11 protein-coding genes and 1 tRNA gene are annotated in these 14,592 nt (G+C 60.0%); 5 read left to right on the forward strand and 7 right to left on the reverse strand.

The genetic code is table 11. The features are described from left to right. Nucleotides 1-70 precede the first annotated feature (70 nt). The 5 genes from NVB75_RS27050 (at nucleotide 71) to NVB75_RS27070 (ending at nucleotide 6,796) form a co-directional block, all read left to right on the forward strand. Nucleotides 71-1,234, forward strand: coding sequence for an MFS transporter (locus tag NVB75_RS27050; protein WP_258344120.1), 1,164 nt, complete (start codon nucleotides 71-73; stop codon nucleotides 1,232-1,234). Next, a complete protein-coding gene (locus NVB75_RS27055) occupies nucleotides 1,231-2,424 on the forward strand; it encodes an MFS transporter (RefSeq protein ID WP_258344121.1) in 1,194 nt (397 codons plus the stop codon). The genes NVB75_RS27050 and NVB75_RS27055 overlap by 4 nt, the downstream gene beginning before the upstream one ends. 878 nt (nucleotides 2,425-3,302) lie before the next feature. Further along, nucleotides 3,303-4,076 (forward strand): 2OG-Fe dioxygenase family protein, encoded by a 774-nt coding sequence (locus NVB75_RS27060; RefSeq protein WP_258344123.1) that lies wholly within the window; start codon nucleotides 3,303-3,305, stop codon nucleotides 4,074-4,076. Continuing rightward, nucleotides 4,073-4,996, forward strand: coding sequence for a lysine exporter LysO family protein (locus tag NVB75_RS27065; protein ID WP_258344124.1), 924 nt, complete (start codon nucleotides 4,073-4,075; stop codon nucleotides 4,994-4,996). Before NVB75_RS27060 ends, NVB75_RS27065 begins: the two co-directional genes overlap by 4 nt. A 24-nt stretch (nucleotides 4,997-5,020) precedes the next feature. Next, complete coding sequence (locus NVB75_RS27070) at nucleotides 5,021-6,796, forward strand: amidohydrolase (protein ID WP_258344125.1); 1,776 nt, start codon at nucleotides 5,021-5,023, stop codon at nucleotides 6,794-6,796. 115 nt (nucleotides 6,797-6,911) lie between these two features. Here the strand turns inward: NVB75_RS27070 and NVB75_RS27075 are convergent. The 7 genes from NVB75_RS27075 to NVB75_RS27105 all read right to left on the reverse strand — a co-directional run bounded on the left by NVB75_RS27075 (nucleotide 6,912) and on the right by NVB75_RS27105 (nucleotide 14,592). Next, nucleotides 6,912-6,985 (reverse strand) — tRNA-Gly (locus NVB75_RS27075). 137 nt (nucleotides 6,986-7,122) lie between these two features. Further along, the gene (locus NVB75_RS27080; RefSeq protein ID WP_258344126.1) at nucleotides 7,123-8,007 is read right to left on the reverse strand and encodes an alpha/beta fold hydrolase; all 885 of its coding nucleotides are present in this window, start codon (nucleotides 8,005-8,007) and stop codon (nucleotides 7,123-7,125) included. A gap of 305 nt (nucleotides 8,008-8,312) precedes the next feature. Beyond that, nucleotides 8,313-9,005, reverse strand: a complete 693-nt coding sequence (locus NVB75_RS27085) for a pseudouridine synthase (RefSeq protein WP_258344127.1) — start codon at nucleotides 9,003-9,005, stop codon at nucleotides 8,313-8,315. Continuing rightward, nucleotides 9,005-9,217 (reverse strand): cysteine-rich CWC family protein, encoded by a 213-nt coding sequence (locus tag NVB75_RS27090; RefSeq protein WP_063032670.1) that lies wholly within the window; start codon nucleotides 9,215-9,217, stop codon nucleotides 9,005-9,007. The genes NVB75_RS27085 and NVB75_RS27090 overlap by 1 nt, the downstream gene beginning before the upstream one ends. Nucleotides 9,218-9,290: 73 nt before the next feature. After that, nucleotides 9,291-12,920: an urea carboxylase gene (gene uca / locus NVB75_RS27095; protein WP_258344128.1), complete on the reverse strand. Its 3,630-nt coding sequence runs from the start codon at nucleotides 12,918-12,920 to the stop codon at nucleotides 9,291-9,293. A gap of 304 nt (nucleotides 12,921-13,224) precedes the next feature. Further along, a complete protein-coding gene (locus tag NVB75_RS27100) occupies nucleotides 13,225-13,857 on the reverse strand; it encodes an urea amidolyase associated protein UAAP2 (RefSeq protein WP_258344129.1) in 633 nt (210 codons plus the stop codon). A gap of 9 nt (nucleotides 13,858-13,866) precedes the next feature. Beyond that, a complete protein-coding gene (locus tag NVB75_RS27105) occupies nucleotides 13,867-14,592 on the reverse strand; it encodes an urea amidolyase associated protein UAAP1 (RefSeq protein WP_258344130.1) in 726 nt (241 codons plus the stop codon).

A 14,592-nucleotide genomic window follows, 5' to 3' on the forward strand; every position in this document is an offset into this window, starting at 1 on the left:
CGAAATCGGTATTGGTCTCGGGTGTGCGGGTCATTCTATAAAGGCCTCAGATAATAAAACGAGAGGTTTCATGAAACCGCGCCTGCATTGTGCCCGTCTTGCCCTGTTCCTGTGTGGCTGCGCGGCGTTTCTCAACCTCTACGCCACCCAGAGCATTTTGCAGACGCTTGCCGCCAACTTTGAGGTGAGCGCCAAGGCGGCTGGTTGGAGCATTACCGTCACCACCTTGGCGGTGGCGCTGACCGCGCCGTTTGTCAGCCGCCTGACCGGGCGGTTTGAGCAACGCACCGTGATCTCGGCTGCTGCGCTGTTGCTGGCGTTGCCGGCGCTGATGACTGCCTATGCCAGCAGTTTCGCCGAACTGCTGGTGTGGCGTTTTATCGAAGGGATGCTGATTCCGGTAGTGTTTGCCACCAGCGTGGCCTACATCGGCGATCGCTGGCGCGGCGGCACCGTGACCGAAGTCACCAGCCTCTACGTGGCCGGCACCGTGCTCGGCGGGTTTGCCGGGCGCTTCGTCACCGGGGTGATGACCGAGTACGTCGGCTGGCGTGAAGCCTTTGAGTTGTTGGCGGTGTTGAGCCTGATGGTGGGCGGGTTTATCCAGTTCCTGCTGCCGGACAATCCTCCCCGTGTTGCCCGACCTGCAACCACCTGGAGCGATGTACTCGGCACTCCGCTGTTGGCAGCCTACGCCGTAGGATTTTGCGTGCTGTTCTCCCAAGTGGCGACGTTTACCTACGCGGGCCTTTACCTCAGCCAAGCCCCCTTCGACCTCGGGCCGGCGGCGCTGGGCACGATCTACATGGTGTTCCTGCTGGCCCTGGTGGTGATCCCCATTGCCGGGCGCCTGAGCAGATCCCGCCCGCAATCCGAACTGCTGACCGCCGCTGCGGTGCTTGGCGTTTGTGGCTCGGGCCTGACCTTGCTGCCGTCCCTGTGGTGCATCGTTCTGGGCCTGGCCCTCAGCTCCACCGGCGTATTCCTCGCCCAGGCCGCCGCCAGCGCCTTCACCACCGCCACCGCCCGCCACAACAAGGCCGGCGCCGTGGGCCTGTACCTCACCTGCTATTACCTGGGCGGCAGCTTCGGCGCCATCGTCCCGGCGCTGATCTGGGGGCGCTGGGGCTGGACGGGATGCGTAGCGCTGATCATCGGTTTCCAGTTGCTGTCACTGCTGATCGCCCTGACGGGCTGGAAGCCCCTCCAACCTGAACTGAGCAAGACCTCATGAACGACGCCGTTGCCTTGCCCGTGCCCGAGACTTCCGCCCGCCGCCGCTCGTTGATCGCAGGGTGCAGCGCCCACGCCATTCATGATGGCCTGACCGATGTGATCTACGTGCTGCTGCCGATCTGGCAAGCGCAGTTCGGCCTGACCTACGCCCAGATCGGCCTGCTGCGTGGGGCGTACTCCGGGATGATGGCGGTGTTTCAACTTATGGCCAGCCGCGCCGCCAAACGCTGGGGACGCACGCCGATGCTGGTGGGCGGCACAGCGCTTGCCGGTGTTGCTTATCTGTTGGTGGGGCAGGCGACTGGGTTGGGCATGTTGTTGCTGGCGCTGCTGTTGGGCGGGCTGGGGGCGAGTACTCAGCATCCGCTGGCTTCTTCAATGATCACCGACACCTACGAGAACGGTGGTGGGGTCAAGGAAGCGCTGTCTCAATACAACTTCTCCGGAGACATTGGCAAAACCCTGGTTCCCGGGCTGGTCGGTCTGTTGCTGACCGTCATCAGCTGGCGCGCGAGCGTTTCGCTGCTTGGATTGCTGGGGGTGGCGGCGGCGGGGTTGCTGTGGTGGTTGATACCCGTGCAGGCAGCGGCGTCTGCTTCCGGGAAAACCGCCAAGACACTGGTAGGAAGTGGCTCGGTCAGCGGCCTGCGTGCGCTGATCGTCACGGGCACACTCGACAGTGCCGTGCGCATGGGTTTTCTCACGTTTTTGCCCTTTCTTCTGCAAGCTAAAGGCGCCGGCACTGCGGGCATTGGCCTGGCGTTGACCATGCTGTTCATCGGCGGTGCCTTCGGCAAACTGCTCTGCGGCTACCTCGGCGCACGTATCGGCATGATGAAAACCGTATGGCTGACGGAGACCAGCACAGCGCTGTTAATCGTTGCGGCGGTGTACCTGCCGTTGAGCGGGTTGATGGTGATGTTGCCGGTGTTGGGGCTGGCGCTGAATGGCACGTCGTCGGTGCTTTACGGCGCGGTGCCGGACCTGGCCGGCGCGGGTAAACGCGAGCAGGCGTTTGCGGTGTTCTACACCGGCACCATCGGCGGCGGCGCACTGGCGCCGGTGCTGTTTGGCGGGCTGGGGGACTCGATGGGCGTGCCGGTGGCGGTGATGGTGCTGGCGTGGATGTTGTTGCTGACGTTGCCGTTGGCGTGGGTGGTGCAGCGGGGAGTGGTGCTGGAGAGATAGCCGTCTTTTCGGATGGTGAATTCAGTTCCTTGTGGGAGCTGTCGAGCCTTGGCGAGGCTGCGATGGGATCGCTGCGGTGTACCTGGCAGACCGCGCCGCCTGCATTGCGGGCAAGCCCGGCTCCCACAGGGAGTGCATTCAAAATTGGGGAGTGCGCCGCTCTAATGTGGGAGTTGTCGAGCTTTAGCGAGGCTGCGATGGCCTTGCCTGAGTGCCACGAAAAATCATTGCCCATCCAGAGGAATAAGCGGTTCATGATCAATCTTGTTGCCAGAGATTGCCGGCTTATTTGGGCGAGCAAGCAGTTATGAATCTTGCGGCTTTGCCTACACAACCATCAGAATCGTCCCGGTTGTGCGCCTTGGGCGATCTCTTTAAGGTTCGTCAGCCGCTGCCCATCAGCGGTCGGGTTTAGTAGCCCGGTGAAGTTTTGGCGTATGGCTGTTCTATCGGTCAGGCATCTTATTGCCTGTGCCTAATGGTAGCTGTGCGCAGGGCGTCTTCGGGCGCGCCGGTTCTGAAACTTCCCGGTCTACTAACCTGAGTACAGCTGCCACCCTAATTTCCGTAAGACTGGGTGGTGGTCCTTCTTGAGGATCAACAGATGTGTACTGACTCGTATAACTCACCCGTAAGAATATTCAGCGTACGTCCCGAAATCGGCACCGGTTCAGAGACTCCCCGGCCCAGCAACCTGCGTACAGTTTCAGCCTATCTGCGTAGTACTGCGTCAGTAATGCCGAGTAAAAAGATTCGTTCCCCCTCTCCCCATTAGCGTCCGACGTCGTTGTAAGACACTTCTCGTTGTTCGCGCCTCCATTGAAGTTCTCCACGGTGATTGCCTATGTTTGATGGCATCAAACCAAGGAGGAATGACCATGCCTCGAAGTGCCTTAGCAGAAGATGGATATCTGCATTACATGCCTCGTGTGAGCCAGACTCATTGCGTCGATGAACTCGCAGAATTACGTCGAGAGTTTGAACAGTTGGAACCGGATGAGTACGCCCCGCCTGGAGTAAACAGGTTTCGACGGTATGGCAACGGAGTCATTCTTCCCTGGCAAGACACGCATGAAGGCCACTGGTTGCCAATCGTCAAAGATGGGGCAGGCCACGGACGCGCAGGTTACGACCAAGGCGGTAACAATCCGGATCACGCAAATATTCGCTACTTTCACGCGTTGAGTGATGCGGTAAAAAACAATCGCGTACTACTCGACCTGATCGATGAAGATTTTTCCCTGACGTTCTGGGAGCATCCTGGCCAGCCCCTTCCTATCTATTTTGGGGTGCATTTTGTAAAACTCACGTCCGCGAGTTCAGATCAGCCAGGTATAAGCTCACCAAACTTTTTTCACCAGGATGGAGAGCCCTTCACGTTTGCGCACTTGATCTACCGTTCTTCGAACATGACGGGTGGGATCAATTTTATTGGGCATCCGGAAATCCGAAACATGCTGTTCGAGGACGCGCGGGCAAGTCAGATTTTGGCGGAGTTCACCCTTTCAGAGCCTCTCGATAGTTTTGTCGTTCATGATCCGAAGGTTTCGCATTACATAAGCCCGATCAAGAAACTTGACGACGCCTCTCCCGGAGTCTGTGAGCGTTGTATTGTTTTGGTTGATTTCTCGCCAACCATTCAGAGGATATGACGGTGCAGGCGTTGAGCTCGATATTGCCCATCTTGATTGCGTTGGGAATAGGCCTTCTATCGAGCAAACTCTTGTTCTCGGATAAAGCTGTTGCGCGATTGGTCAGTCTGATCAGCCCTTTGGTATGGGGGCTACTTTTTCTGATAGGCACTGAGTTCGGCGAAGTGGTTTCTTCGCTGGATGCGGTTGGGTATGTGCTCAAGATATCTTCGCTTGTCGCCGTCGCAACAACAGTGGTGCCTTGCATGCTGCTGCTGGGCTTGGTGGCTTTGAGGGGGGCTGGACGAGAACCAGGCAGGGCTGCCAGTTTCGATATGCATGGCGCTGCTGCTCCTCTGAAAGAGTGCTGTATTGCGCTGCTGATGGTGGCCTTGGGCGTGTTGTTCACATATGCAGAATCCACCGTTGGAAGCTTGTGGCTTCCGCCCAGCAACGTGATGTTAATGGTACTGATCTTCTTGGTGGGACTCGACTTGTCGAGCATCAAGTTAGGTCGTGACTGGATCTCATGGGGCGTTCTAAGCGTTCCGATTGCCGTGGTCATTGGCTCAATATTGGGAGCCTACGCGGTTCATTTCATCACTGGCGAAGATATCCGTTTGCTCCTGGCACTCTCGACGGGATTTGGATGGTTCACGCTATCCAGCGTCCTGGTCGGAGGGCTGTCCGGAGAAATTCATGGCGCTACGGCATTGCTAGCAGACCTGGGCCGTGAACTGATCGCGATCGCTTTACTGTATCTGGTCGGTGGTTTCCACCCAAAGGTCGGTATTGCCGCCGCTGGGGCAACCGCTCTGGACTCGACGTTACCGATCGTGCGCCAAACCTGCCACTGCGACACGCTGCCTACTGCTCTCATGAGTGGTTTGATTCTGACGGTGTTAGCGCCCTTTTTTATAACCTTCTTTCTGACCGCATGACGTGACCTCTTACAGGAGGAAATCATGACTACACGATTTTCAGGAGAAAAACCGAGTCTGCCCTCATCAGCATTTACAAGCCTCACGCTCGGCTCGATGCTTGCCGCGTTTGAACAGCTGCTGATGTGTATCAAAACTCAGCCCAAGGCGTTGATCCCGGTGGCTATGTTCCTGTCGCTGGCGGGGCACGTCCGGGCGGAGCCAACGATTATGGAAAATGTGCGTGGTTATACCGTGAGTGGAGACGGTCTGATGCGCTTTGATGCCTTGGCCTTTGATGCATCGGGCAAAGTGATTTCCGTCGGTATGGCGGCCGATCTTGCTGGTAAGCATGCATTGGCGACGCGCATTGATGGTAAGGGTGCGTCCCTCTTGCCTGGGTTGACCGATGCGCACGGCCATATCAAATGGCTTGGAGAGTCCCTTCGAAGCATCGCTTTACGGGGCTCTCCAACACTGGTTGATACGCAGGAGAGGCTTAGGGTATTCGCTGCAGCGCACCCCGGCGCCCGTTGGCTGACTGGCTCAGGCTGGAACCAGGTCACCTGGAAGTTGGAGCGTTTTCCGACGGCTGCCGAAATAGATAAGGTCGTTGTCGATCGCCCAGTGTGGCTAATTCGGGTGGATGCCCATGCCGGGTGGGCTAATACCAAGGCGATGCAACTGGCGGGTATTACTAAGGACACGCCTGATCCGAAAGGCGGACGTATCGAACGGGATGCAGAAGGTAACCCGACAGGTGTATTTATCGACGCCGCTATGGGGCTGATCGCAGATATTATTCCGCAGCCTGACGAGCAGGAGCGAGAGCTCGCGCTGCAGGCTGCGTTGGAGCATCTCAATGCACAAGGCCTGACATCTGTGCACGATGCAGGTGCTGATAGGCAGATGATCAAGACGATGCGCGGCTTTGCCGATCACGGCCGGCTTCCGTTACGGGTCTACTCGATGATCAACGGTGCGGGGGATGATTTCGCGGTGTTGTCCCAGGACGGCCCTCTGATCGGCTACGGCGATGATCGTCTTACCATTCGTAGCGTCAAGCTTTATGCCGATGGCGCTTTGGGAAGCCGTGGTGCGGCGCTGTTTGAGCCATACGCCGACGACCCAACCAACAAGGGGTTGCTTTTTGAAAGCCGGCAGGAGATGAGGCACAAGATTGAGTCGGTACTGAAAGCCGGCTTTCAAGCTAATGTGCATGGCATCGGTGATGCTGCCATCAAGCAGGTCATGGATAGCTTTGAGCAGACCTACGCCACAGTCGGTGGGCGCGCCTTGCGTAACAGGATCGAGCATGCGCAGGTTGTCGATGTGGCGCAGATACCTCGCTTTATCGATCTAGGGCTGATCGCATCGATGCAGCCTACACATGCTACCAGCGACATGAATATGGCTGAGGACAGGGTGGGTGTCGAACGGATCAAGGGGGCTTATGCCTGGCGCACTCTGCTTAACCAGGGGACAAAAATTGCGGCAGGATCAGACTTTCCTGTCGAATCCGCCAATCCGTTCTACGGCATACATGCTGCCGTAACTCGCTCGGATCATGAGGGCAATCCCTTAGCTGGATGGCACCCTGAGCAAGCCATGACCCTCTTCGAGGCTTTCCGTGCATTTACGCTGGATGCAGCTTATGCAGCCCATCAAGAAGCTACCCAAGGCAGTATTGAGCCCGGAAAATGGGCCGATTTTATCCTGGTTGATCAGGATATTTTTGCCGTCAGCCCGGCGGACATCTGGAGGACACGCGTCCTGCAGACTTGGGTTGGCGGGAAGAAGGTCTATCAGGCGATTGAATGAGCCTGATTCGACCGCTTAATGTCCAAATTCGGCCCATAAAAAAACCGGCCACCAAGGACCGGTTTTTTTACACATCCCCCGTCAAAACCATCCTGACGCGGGACCAAAATCTGAGTGGAGCGGGTAGAGGGAATCGAACCCTCATCTAAAGCTTGGGAAGCTTTCGTTCTACCACTAAACTATACCCGCTCAGAGCGGCTGACTTTGTACCAGATGTGCTCAAGGATTTGAAGTTTTTCTTCGAAAATTCTGTGTTTTACGTGCCAACGGTCGGTCGTGGGCAGGCGGATCCCCTGGAAAATCCAGCCCACCCACAACCCCACCGCTCATACGGCAAACGCATGCTGTGGCTGTGGCGCGTGATACCGCAACCGGCTCGGCTGCTGCTCCGGCCTCAGAAACCCCATCAACGCCTCTCGGCTATCCCGGCACGCGGCCTTGTGCTCCATATCCAGAAAGTGCCCGGTCGCTTGAATCGTGCCGAAGCTGCTTTTCGCAATATGTTGCCCAAACAGCTTGGCATCCTGGGCGCTGGTGTACTCGTCCCATTCACCGTTCAAAAACAACACCGGAATATCAATTTGCTTCGCCGCCTTGAGGTAGCACAGCCGGTCGCTGTTGAGCACGTGGCTGATGTGAAAGTGCATCTGCCCATACTCATGCTCGGCCAGGCTGCTCACGTGTTTGTAGTTGAAGCGTTTGAACAGCGACGGCAGGTGTTTGCCGATGGTGCTGTTGACCAGGTGGCCCACGCGGTCGCGGTCGAGGTTGCCGAGGTAGTCGACGCCGCGCTCCAGGTAGTCGCGCATCGGGGCGTTGATTACCGGGGAGAACGAGCTGATCACGGCCTTTTCCACACGCCGCGGGCGGTGGGCGAGGGCGACGAGGGTCGCGGCGCCGCCCCAGGAAAAGGACAGCACGTGTTCGGCGGTGAAGTGGTCGATGAGCTCCAGAAGGATCTGGCCCTCGACTTCTTTCGTCAGCATATGCTCGTGGCGGTTGTGGATTTTTGAGCGACCGGCGTAGGGCTGGTCGTACAAAACCACGTTGAACGTCGGGTACAGGCTTTTCACGGTCTGGGCGAAAGACGCAGTGGTGGCCATTGAGCCGTTGACCAGAATGATGGTCTTGGCAGCTGCGTCCGCGCGATAGAACTCCGTGTAAACCCGATACTGACCCTGTATATCCAGCACAGCGATTTCTGGCCTCATGTCGTAAGACTCCTGGCAAGCGGGTAATGCGCGCAGATCACTCTGCACGAGCTTTGTGACAGGTAGGCATACGCCTGGAAGTGAGGGCCCATGTCGATCCGGTACTGGCTGGCCGACGGGTGTTGTTATGGCGGGCAATTTGCCGTGAGGTGCCCGCAGATCAAGCGTGCGGACGGGCAAAGTGTTTCTTGTAGGTAGGGGTGACTCGCCAGTCAGATTGCGGCTGGCTCGGTTGATTCAAGCATCAGGGATGCCAGTTCGCCAGTCGATGGCGTGGTTTTTTGCCATCATCGGCTGAACGGTCATCAGACCTGTTGGATTTCAGCGTCCGTAAGCGCCCGGTACCGGCCTGGGGCAAGGGTTGAGTCCAATGCCAGTGGCCCCATGCGCTCGCGGTGCAGGCGGGTCACTTTGTTGTCGAAGTGCCCGAACATGCGCTTCACCTGGTGATAACGCCCTTCAATGATGCTCAGGCGCGCCGTTCTGGGGCCCAATAGCTCCAATTCGGCCGGCTGCGTGGTGAGGTCTTCAAACGCGAAGTACAGGCCGGCGGCGAAGGTGGCGGCGTATTCCGGGCCAATGTCCTGCTCGGTCTCGACGTAGTAGACCTTGGGCAATTTGGTTTGCGGCTGGGTCAGGCGGCGCGACCATTGGCCGTCGTTGGTGATCAGCAGCAGGCCGGTGGTGTTGAAATCCAGGCGGCCGGCGATGTGCAACTCGTGATTGTCCGGTTCATCCAGCAGGTCGAGCACGGTGGGGTGTTGCGGGTCGGAGGTGGCGCTGACGCAGCCCTGGGGTTTGTGCAGCATGAAGTAGCGCGCGGGTTTGCCGGCTTGCAGCACTTCGTCATCCAGTAGCACTCGACTGAACTCGCTGACCGGGTGATGCGGATCGCTGACGAATTGGCCATCGACGGTAATCCGCCGTTCCACCAGCAACAGGCGTACTTGCTTGCGGTTGAATCGAGGCAGGTTGCTGAGGAAACGGTCTATGCGCATTACGACCGCTCGTTCCCGCGCAGTTGCTCGTCCACCTGGGCGCAGCGCGGGCACAGGCAGGCTTTGTTGCGCAGTTCCGGCGGCAAGGCTTCAAGCACCGCAGGGTCGATGCTGACGCTGTAGCACCAGCACGCTTGGTCGGCAGTGCGCGGGTCGGCCAGGGCGCAGTCGTTGCGGGCGCCGCAGGCGGGGCAGAGGGTTGGCGTGGTCATCGGTCGGTTCAGGCTGTATCGGACAAGGTCCCGGTGAAACCCGGTGTGCCTTGCACGATACAGCCCCGAGGCGTTATTGCAAATCACGCTCCAGCACGACCACCCGCTGCCCGGCGCCAATGCCGCTGCCTGGCTGCACGGGAATTTCCCGCACGGTGCCGGCGAACGGCGCGAGCACCGGGATTTCCATTTTCATCGACTCCAGAATCACCAGCACATCACCCGCTGCCACGCGTTCACCCGCGCTCACCTGCACTTGCCAGAGATTGCCAGCGATGTGGCTGTCGATGCTGTATTCGTTGGCCTGCAACGGCGTGTCTTCGCCCAATGGCGCCGCGAGTTCCTCACTGTCGAAATGCGCCTGGCCGCTGGCGATCCAGCGTTCGCGTTCGGCGTTGAACGCGCGCTGTTGTTGCCCGCGAAACGCGCCAATGCTCTCAGCTTCCTGCGCGAGAAAGGCCTGGTAGTCCGTCAGGTTCAACTGGCTGTGTTCGATACTCAGTTCAAACCGCCCAAGGGGAAAATCCCGGCGTATCTGCACCAACTCATCGGCGCTCACCGGGTAAAAGCGGATCTGGTCGAAGAAGCGCAGCAACCACGGTTTGCCATCGAACGCGGCGACTTCCCGGTAGCGGTTCCACATCTGCAAGGTGCGCCCGACGAACTGATAACCGCCGGGGCCTTCCATGCCGTACACGCACAGGTAGGCGCCACCGATGCCCACGGAGTTTTCTGCAGTCCAGGTGCGTGCCGGGTTGTACTTGGTGGTGACCAGGCGGTGGCGCGGGTCCAGCGGCGTGGCTACAGGCGCGCCGAGGTAGACGTCGCCCAGGCCCATCACCAGGTAGCTCGCGTCGAACACGGTGTGGCGCACTTCGTCGAGGTCGGTCAGGTCGTTGATGCGGCGGATGAACTCCAGGTTGCTCGGGCACCACGGGGCGTCCTTGCGCACGGTGGTCATGTATTTTTCGATGGCCAGTTGGCAGGCGGGGTCGTCCCAGGAGAGTGGCAGGTGGACGATGCGCGACGGCACTTGCAGGTTTTGGCTGGCGCAGACGGCGTGCCATTCGGTGGTGATCAACGCCAGGAGGTCGGCGAGGGGCAGTTGTTCGGGCTGGTAGTGGATTTGCAGGGAACGGATGCCGGGTGTCAGGTCGATGACGCCGTGCAGGGCTCGGGTTTCGAAGGCTTGCATCAGGGCGTGGGCGCGAAAGCGCAGGACCAGGTCGAGTTCCGGGGCGCCGATTTCCAGGAGCAGGTGGGTGTCGCCGGCGAGGCGGGCGACCAGGCGGGTGTCGTCACTGCCAACCTCCAACACCACAGGCGACTCAATCAAATGTGGGAGCGGGCTTGCTCGCGAAAGCATCGCCTCGGTTTGCCTGTCGGACCGAGTTGCCTGCATCGCGAGCAAGCCCGGCTCCCACACTTGATTCCAGTTCAGGGCCAGGTTTCGGGCGGTCTTGATGTCGACGGGAGTGAAGCGGATCTTGTCACCCGCCTTGAGCTGGCCCAGCTGCCACAAGTCCGCCTCGATCACCGTCACCGGGCACACAAACCCACCCAGGCTCGGGCCGTCGGGGCCGAGGATCACCGGCATGTCTCCGGTAAAATCCACCGCACCGATTGCATAAGGATTGTCGTGAATGTTGGACGGGTGCAATCCCGCCTCACCCCCATCCGTACGCGCCCATAATGGCTTCGGCCCGATCAACCTCACACCGGTGCGGCTGGAGTTGAAATGCACTTCCCATTGGGTGGCAAAGAACGTCTCGATGTACTCAGGCTTGAAGTATTCCGGCGCGCCGTGAGGGCCGTAGATCACCCGCAATGTTCGCACTTCGGCAAGCGGTTCAGGCACTAAGGTGTTGCCGCAACTGACGTCTTCCAACGGCAGCAAGTGCAACACATCACCCGCCCGCAGAGCCCGTCCGCCATGCCCACCGAACTGTCCTAACGTGAAGGTACTTTTGCTGCCCAGATAATCCGGAACCTGCAGCCCGCCGCGCAGGCAAAGGTAGCTGCGCGCACCGGCCGCGGCGATGGTGCCCAGGCTCAAGGTCGCACCCGCCGGCACCAGCAGCGCAGTGTTCATTGGCACCACTTCATCATTCAACCGCAGCGCAATGTCCGCCCCGGTCACCGCCACCACTGCCGCGCAATTGAAGCGCAACATTGGCCCGCTCATGGTGATTTCCAGCGCGGCAGTCCCCTCGGCATTGCCCAGCAGGCGGTTACCCAGACGCAGTGCGCGACTGTCCATCGGCCCCGACGGCGGCACGCCTACGGCCCAGTAACCGAGGCGCCCCGGATAGTCCTGAACACTGGTTTGCGTACCGGCGCTGAGTACCTCAAACGTATCTGCGCGGTAGACCAAATCCTCAAGGCAGCGCGTCCACGGCCGGCCACTGGCGAACGGTGCGGCGAGCAGGATCTGGCGCAGGTAGTCGCGATTGGTTTCCACGCCGTACAGCTGGCTGTTGCTCAACGCCTGATGCAGATCCAGGCGCGCCTGTTCGCGGGTCGGCGCCCAGGTGATGAGCTTGGCGATCATCGGGTCGAAATAGGGCGGGATCTCGCAACCGGCCTCCACCCAGGTGTCGACGCGCAGGCCTTCAGCAACCGGGAAATCCACACAGGTCAGAAGCCCCGGGCTCGGCTGAAAATCCCGGCCCGGGTCTTCAGCGTACAGGCGCGCCTGAATCGCGTGGCCGTGGGGCTTCAAGTCCAGCTCCCTCAGCGGCGGCATTTCTCCGGCGGCCAATTGCACCATCCAGCGCACCAGGTCCACGCCCCACACTTGCTCGGTGACGCCATGTTCCACCTGCAACCGGGTGTTCACTTCCAGAAAATAGAAGCGGCCATCGGCGCTATCAAAGATAAATTCCACGGTACCGGCGCTGCGATAATTCACGGCCTTGGCCAGGGTGATTGCGGCGTGGCACAGCTCATCCGCCATCCCGTCGGGCAAGTTCGGCGCAGGAGTTTCCTCGAGCACTTTCTGGTTGCGCCGCTGCACCGAACAATCGCGCACACCGAGAGCAATCACCTCGCCACGGCCATCACCAAACACCTGCACTTCCAGGTGCCGGGCGTGCTGGATGTACTTTTCGATAAACACGCCGGCGTCGCTGAAGTTGTTCTGGCCGAGGCGTTTGACTGCCTCGAAACAGTCGCGCAATTCATCGGCGCTGTTGCACACGCGCATGCCGATACCGCCGCCGCCCGCCGTGCTTTTGAGCATGATCGGATAGCCCACGCTTTCGCCGGCCAGCAGTGCAGCGTCAAGGCTGTTGAGCAGCTCGGTGCCTTCCAGCAGCGGGATGTTGTGCTGCTTGGCCAACGCGCGCGCGGTGTGCTTGAGGCCGAACACTCGCAGCTGCTCCGGCGTCGGGCCGACGAAGGCGATGCCCGCTGTTTCGCAGGCTTCGGCGAAGGCGGCGTTTTCCGAAAGAAAGCCATAGCCGGGATGGATCGCGGTGGCACCACAGGCCTTGGCCGTGGCGAGGATTTTCTCCACCGACAGATAGGTGCCGGGCGCCGCGCCTTCGCCCAGGCTGTAGGCCTCGTCGGCTTGCTGGATGTGCAGGCTGGCGGCATCGGCTTCGGAATACACCGCCACGCCCTTGACCGAAAGCTCGCGCAAGGTGCGCAGGATGCGGCAGGCGATGGCGCCACGGTTGGCGATCAACAGTTTTTCGAACATGGCAAAACCCCGCAGGCCGATGCATGCTCGGCCTTGTCCTGGGATGCGGGCCGTCCCGCAAATGTGGATGGCGCTGCGGTCGTCCGGAGCGCATGCAGTCAGTGTGGGAGGTGGAGTGTGGGAGCGGGCTTGCTCGCGAATGCGGTGGTTCAGTCAATACATCAGTCGCCTGATACGCCGCTTTCGCGAGCAAGCCCGCTCCCACACAATCCCGCTCCCACAGGTGATCATCAGCGTTTTCGGAGGCACTGCCCGGCGCGAGCCTGGCACAGGGCGAATAACCACTGACGCAACCGCTTCATTTTCAGTTCCATACCAGTAACTCCGCCGGGGTGGGGTTGTAGCCGTTGCACGGGTTGTTCAGTTGCGGGCAGTTGGAGATCAGTACGATCACGTCCATCTCGGCCCGCAGGTCGACGTATTTGCCGGGGGCGGAAATCCCGTCTTCAAACGTCAGCCCGCCCTCGGCGGTCACCGGCACGTTCATGAAGAAATTGATGTTCGGCCCGATGTCGCTTTTACCCAGCCGGCCATCGTGGGCGCAGGCCCGCAGGTAGTTGTCGCGGCAGCTGTGCATGTAGCGTTTTTCCAGGGCGTAGCGCACGGTGTTGCTCTCTTGGGCGCAGGCGCCGCCGAGGGTGTCATGGCGCCCGCAGGTGTCGTCGACGATGGTCAGCATCGGCTGGCCGAGGTTGGAATACAGCACGCTGCCGGTGCTCAGGTACACGCTGTTTTGCCGGCGCAAGGTGCGCTGCACGTCGTAGCGTTCCCTGGGGTTTTTCAGGCTGTAGAACAGCGTGTCGACGGCCTGGTTGCCTTCAAGGTCAAGGATGCGCAAGGTCTGGCCGGCCTTGACTTCCATCAGCCAGGGTTCGCCGGCGGGGATGGTCGCGCGGTACACGGCTGCGTCCGGTTGGTTGGCGAGTGCGATAGACATGGCAGGTCCTCAGGCGAACAGACGGTCAGTGTTGATAAAGCCGCGCTCGTTTTCCGGGCGCGAGGTGCGGCAGTGTTCGGCGACGCTTGGGTCGGCGTTCATCCAGCTGAGTTTCAGCGGCTGCGGCGCGTACTCGGGGTTCGGGTCCATGGGGTGTTGCAGGGCGGTGAGCACCACCAGTGTGTCCATCGGTGCGTAGAGTTCGATGTAGTCGCCGGCCTTGGAATTACCTTCGGCAAAGTGCAGCGTGCCGGCGTCATCCACGGTGATTTTGCTGAACAGGTTGAGGGTCATCAGCAGGTCGGACAGCCCCAGGCCCCACTTGCCCAACTCCACCAGCAGGTTGTCGGTGCCGTTGCGGTAGAAGCCGTTGCGCAGCTCTTGATAGCGGCCTTTGCCGTATTTTTCCGCGACCTCGGAGGCGCATAACACGCCGCCGATGCTGTCACTCCAGCCGCAGGTGTCGGCGGTGATGGCGGCCAATACGCGGCCCATGTCCGAGTACAGGCAATGGCCACTGGTGAGCTTGGCGGTGTGTTGGCATTTGAGGCTGTCGGGCAGGTTAAGGCGCTCGGTTTTTTCATTGGCATTGAGCAGGGTCAGACTGACGTTGGCGCCGCCGCGAATGTCGGTGAGGCGCAGCAGTTGGCCGCGCTTGAGCACGAAGGAGCGGTGGCCGCCGCCGGGGAGCATTTCCTCGGCGAAGGATGGGAACAATTGAGTCGAGTCGGTCAT

It is taken from the genome of Pseudomonas sp. CBS, from assembly GCF_024734645.1.
In the GTDB taxonomy this organism is placed as follows: domain Bacteria; phylum Pseudomonadota; class Gammaproteobacteria; order Pseudomonadales; family Pseudomonadaceae; genus Aquipseudomonas.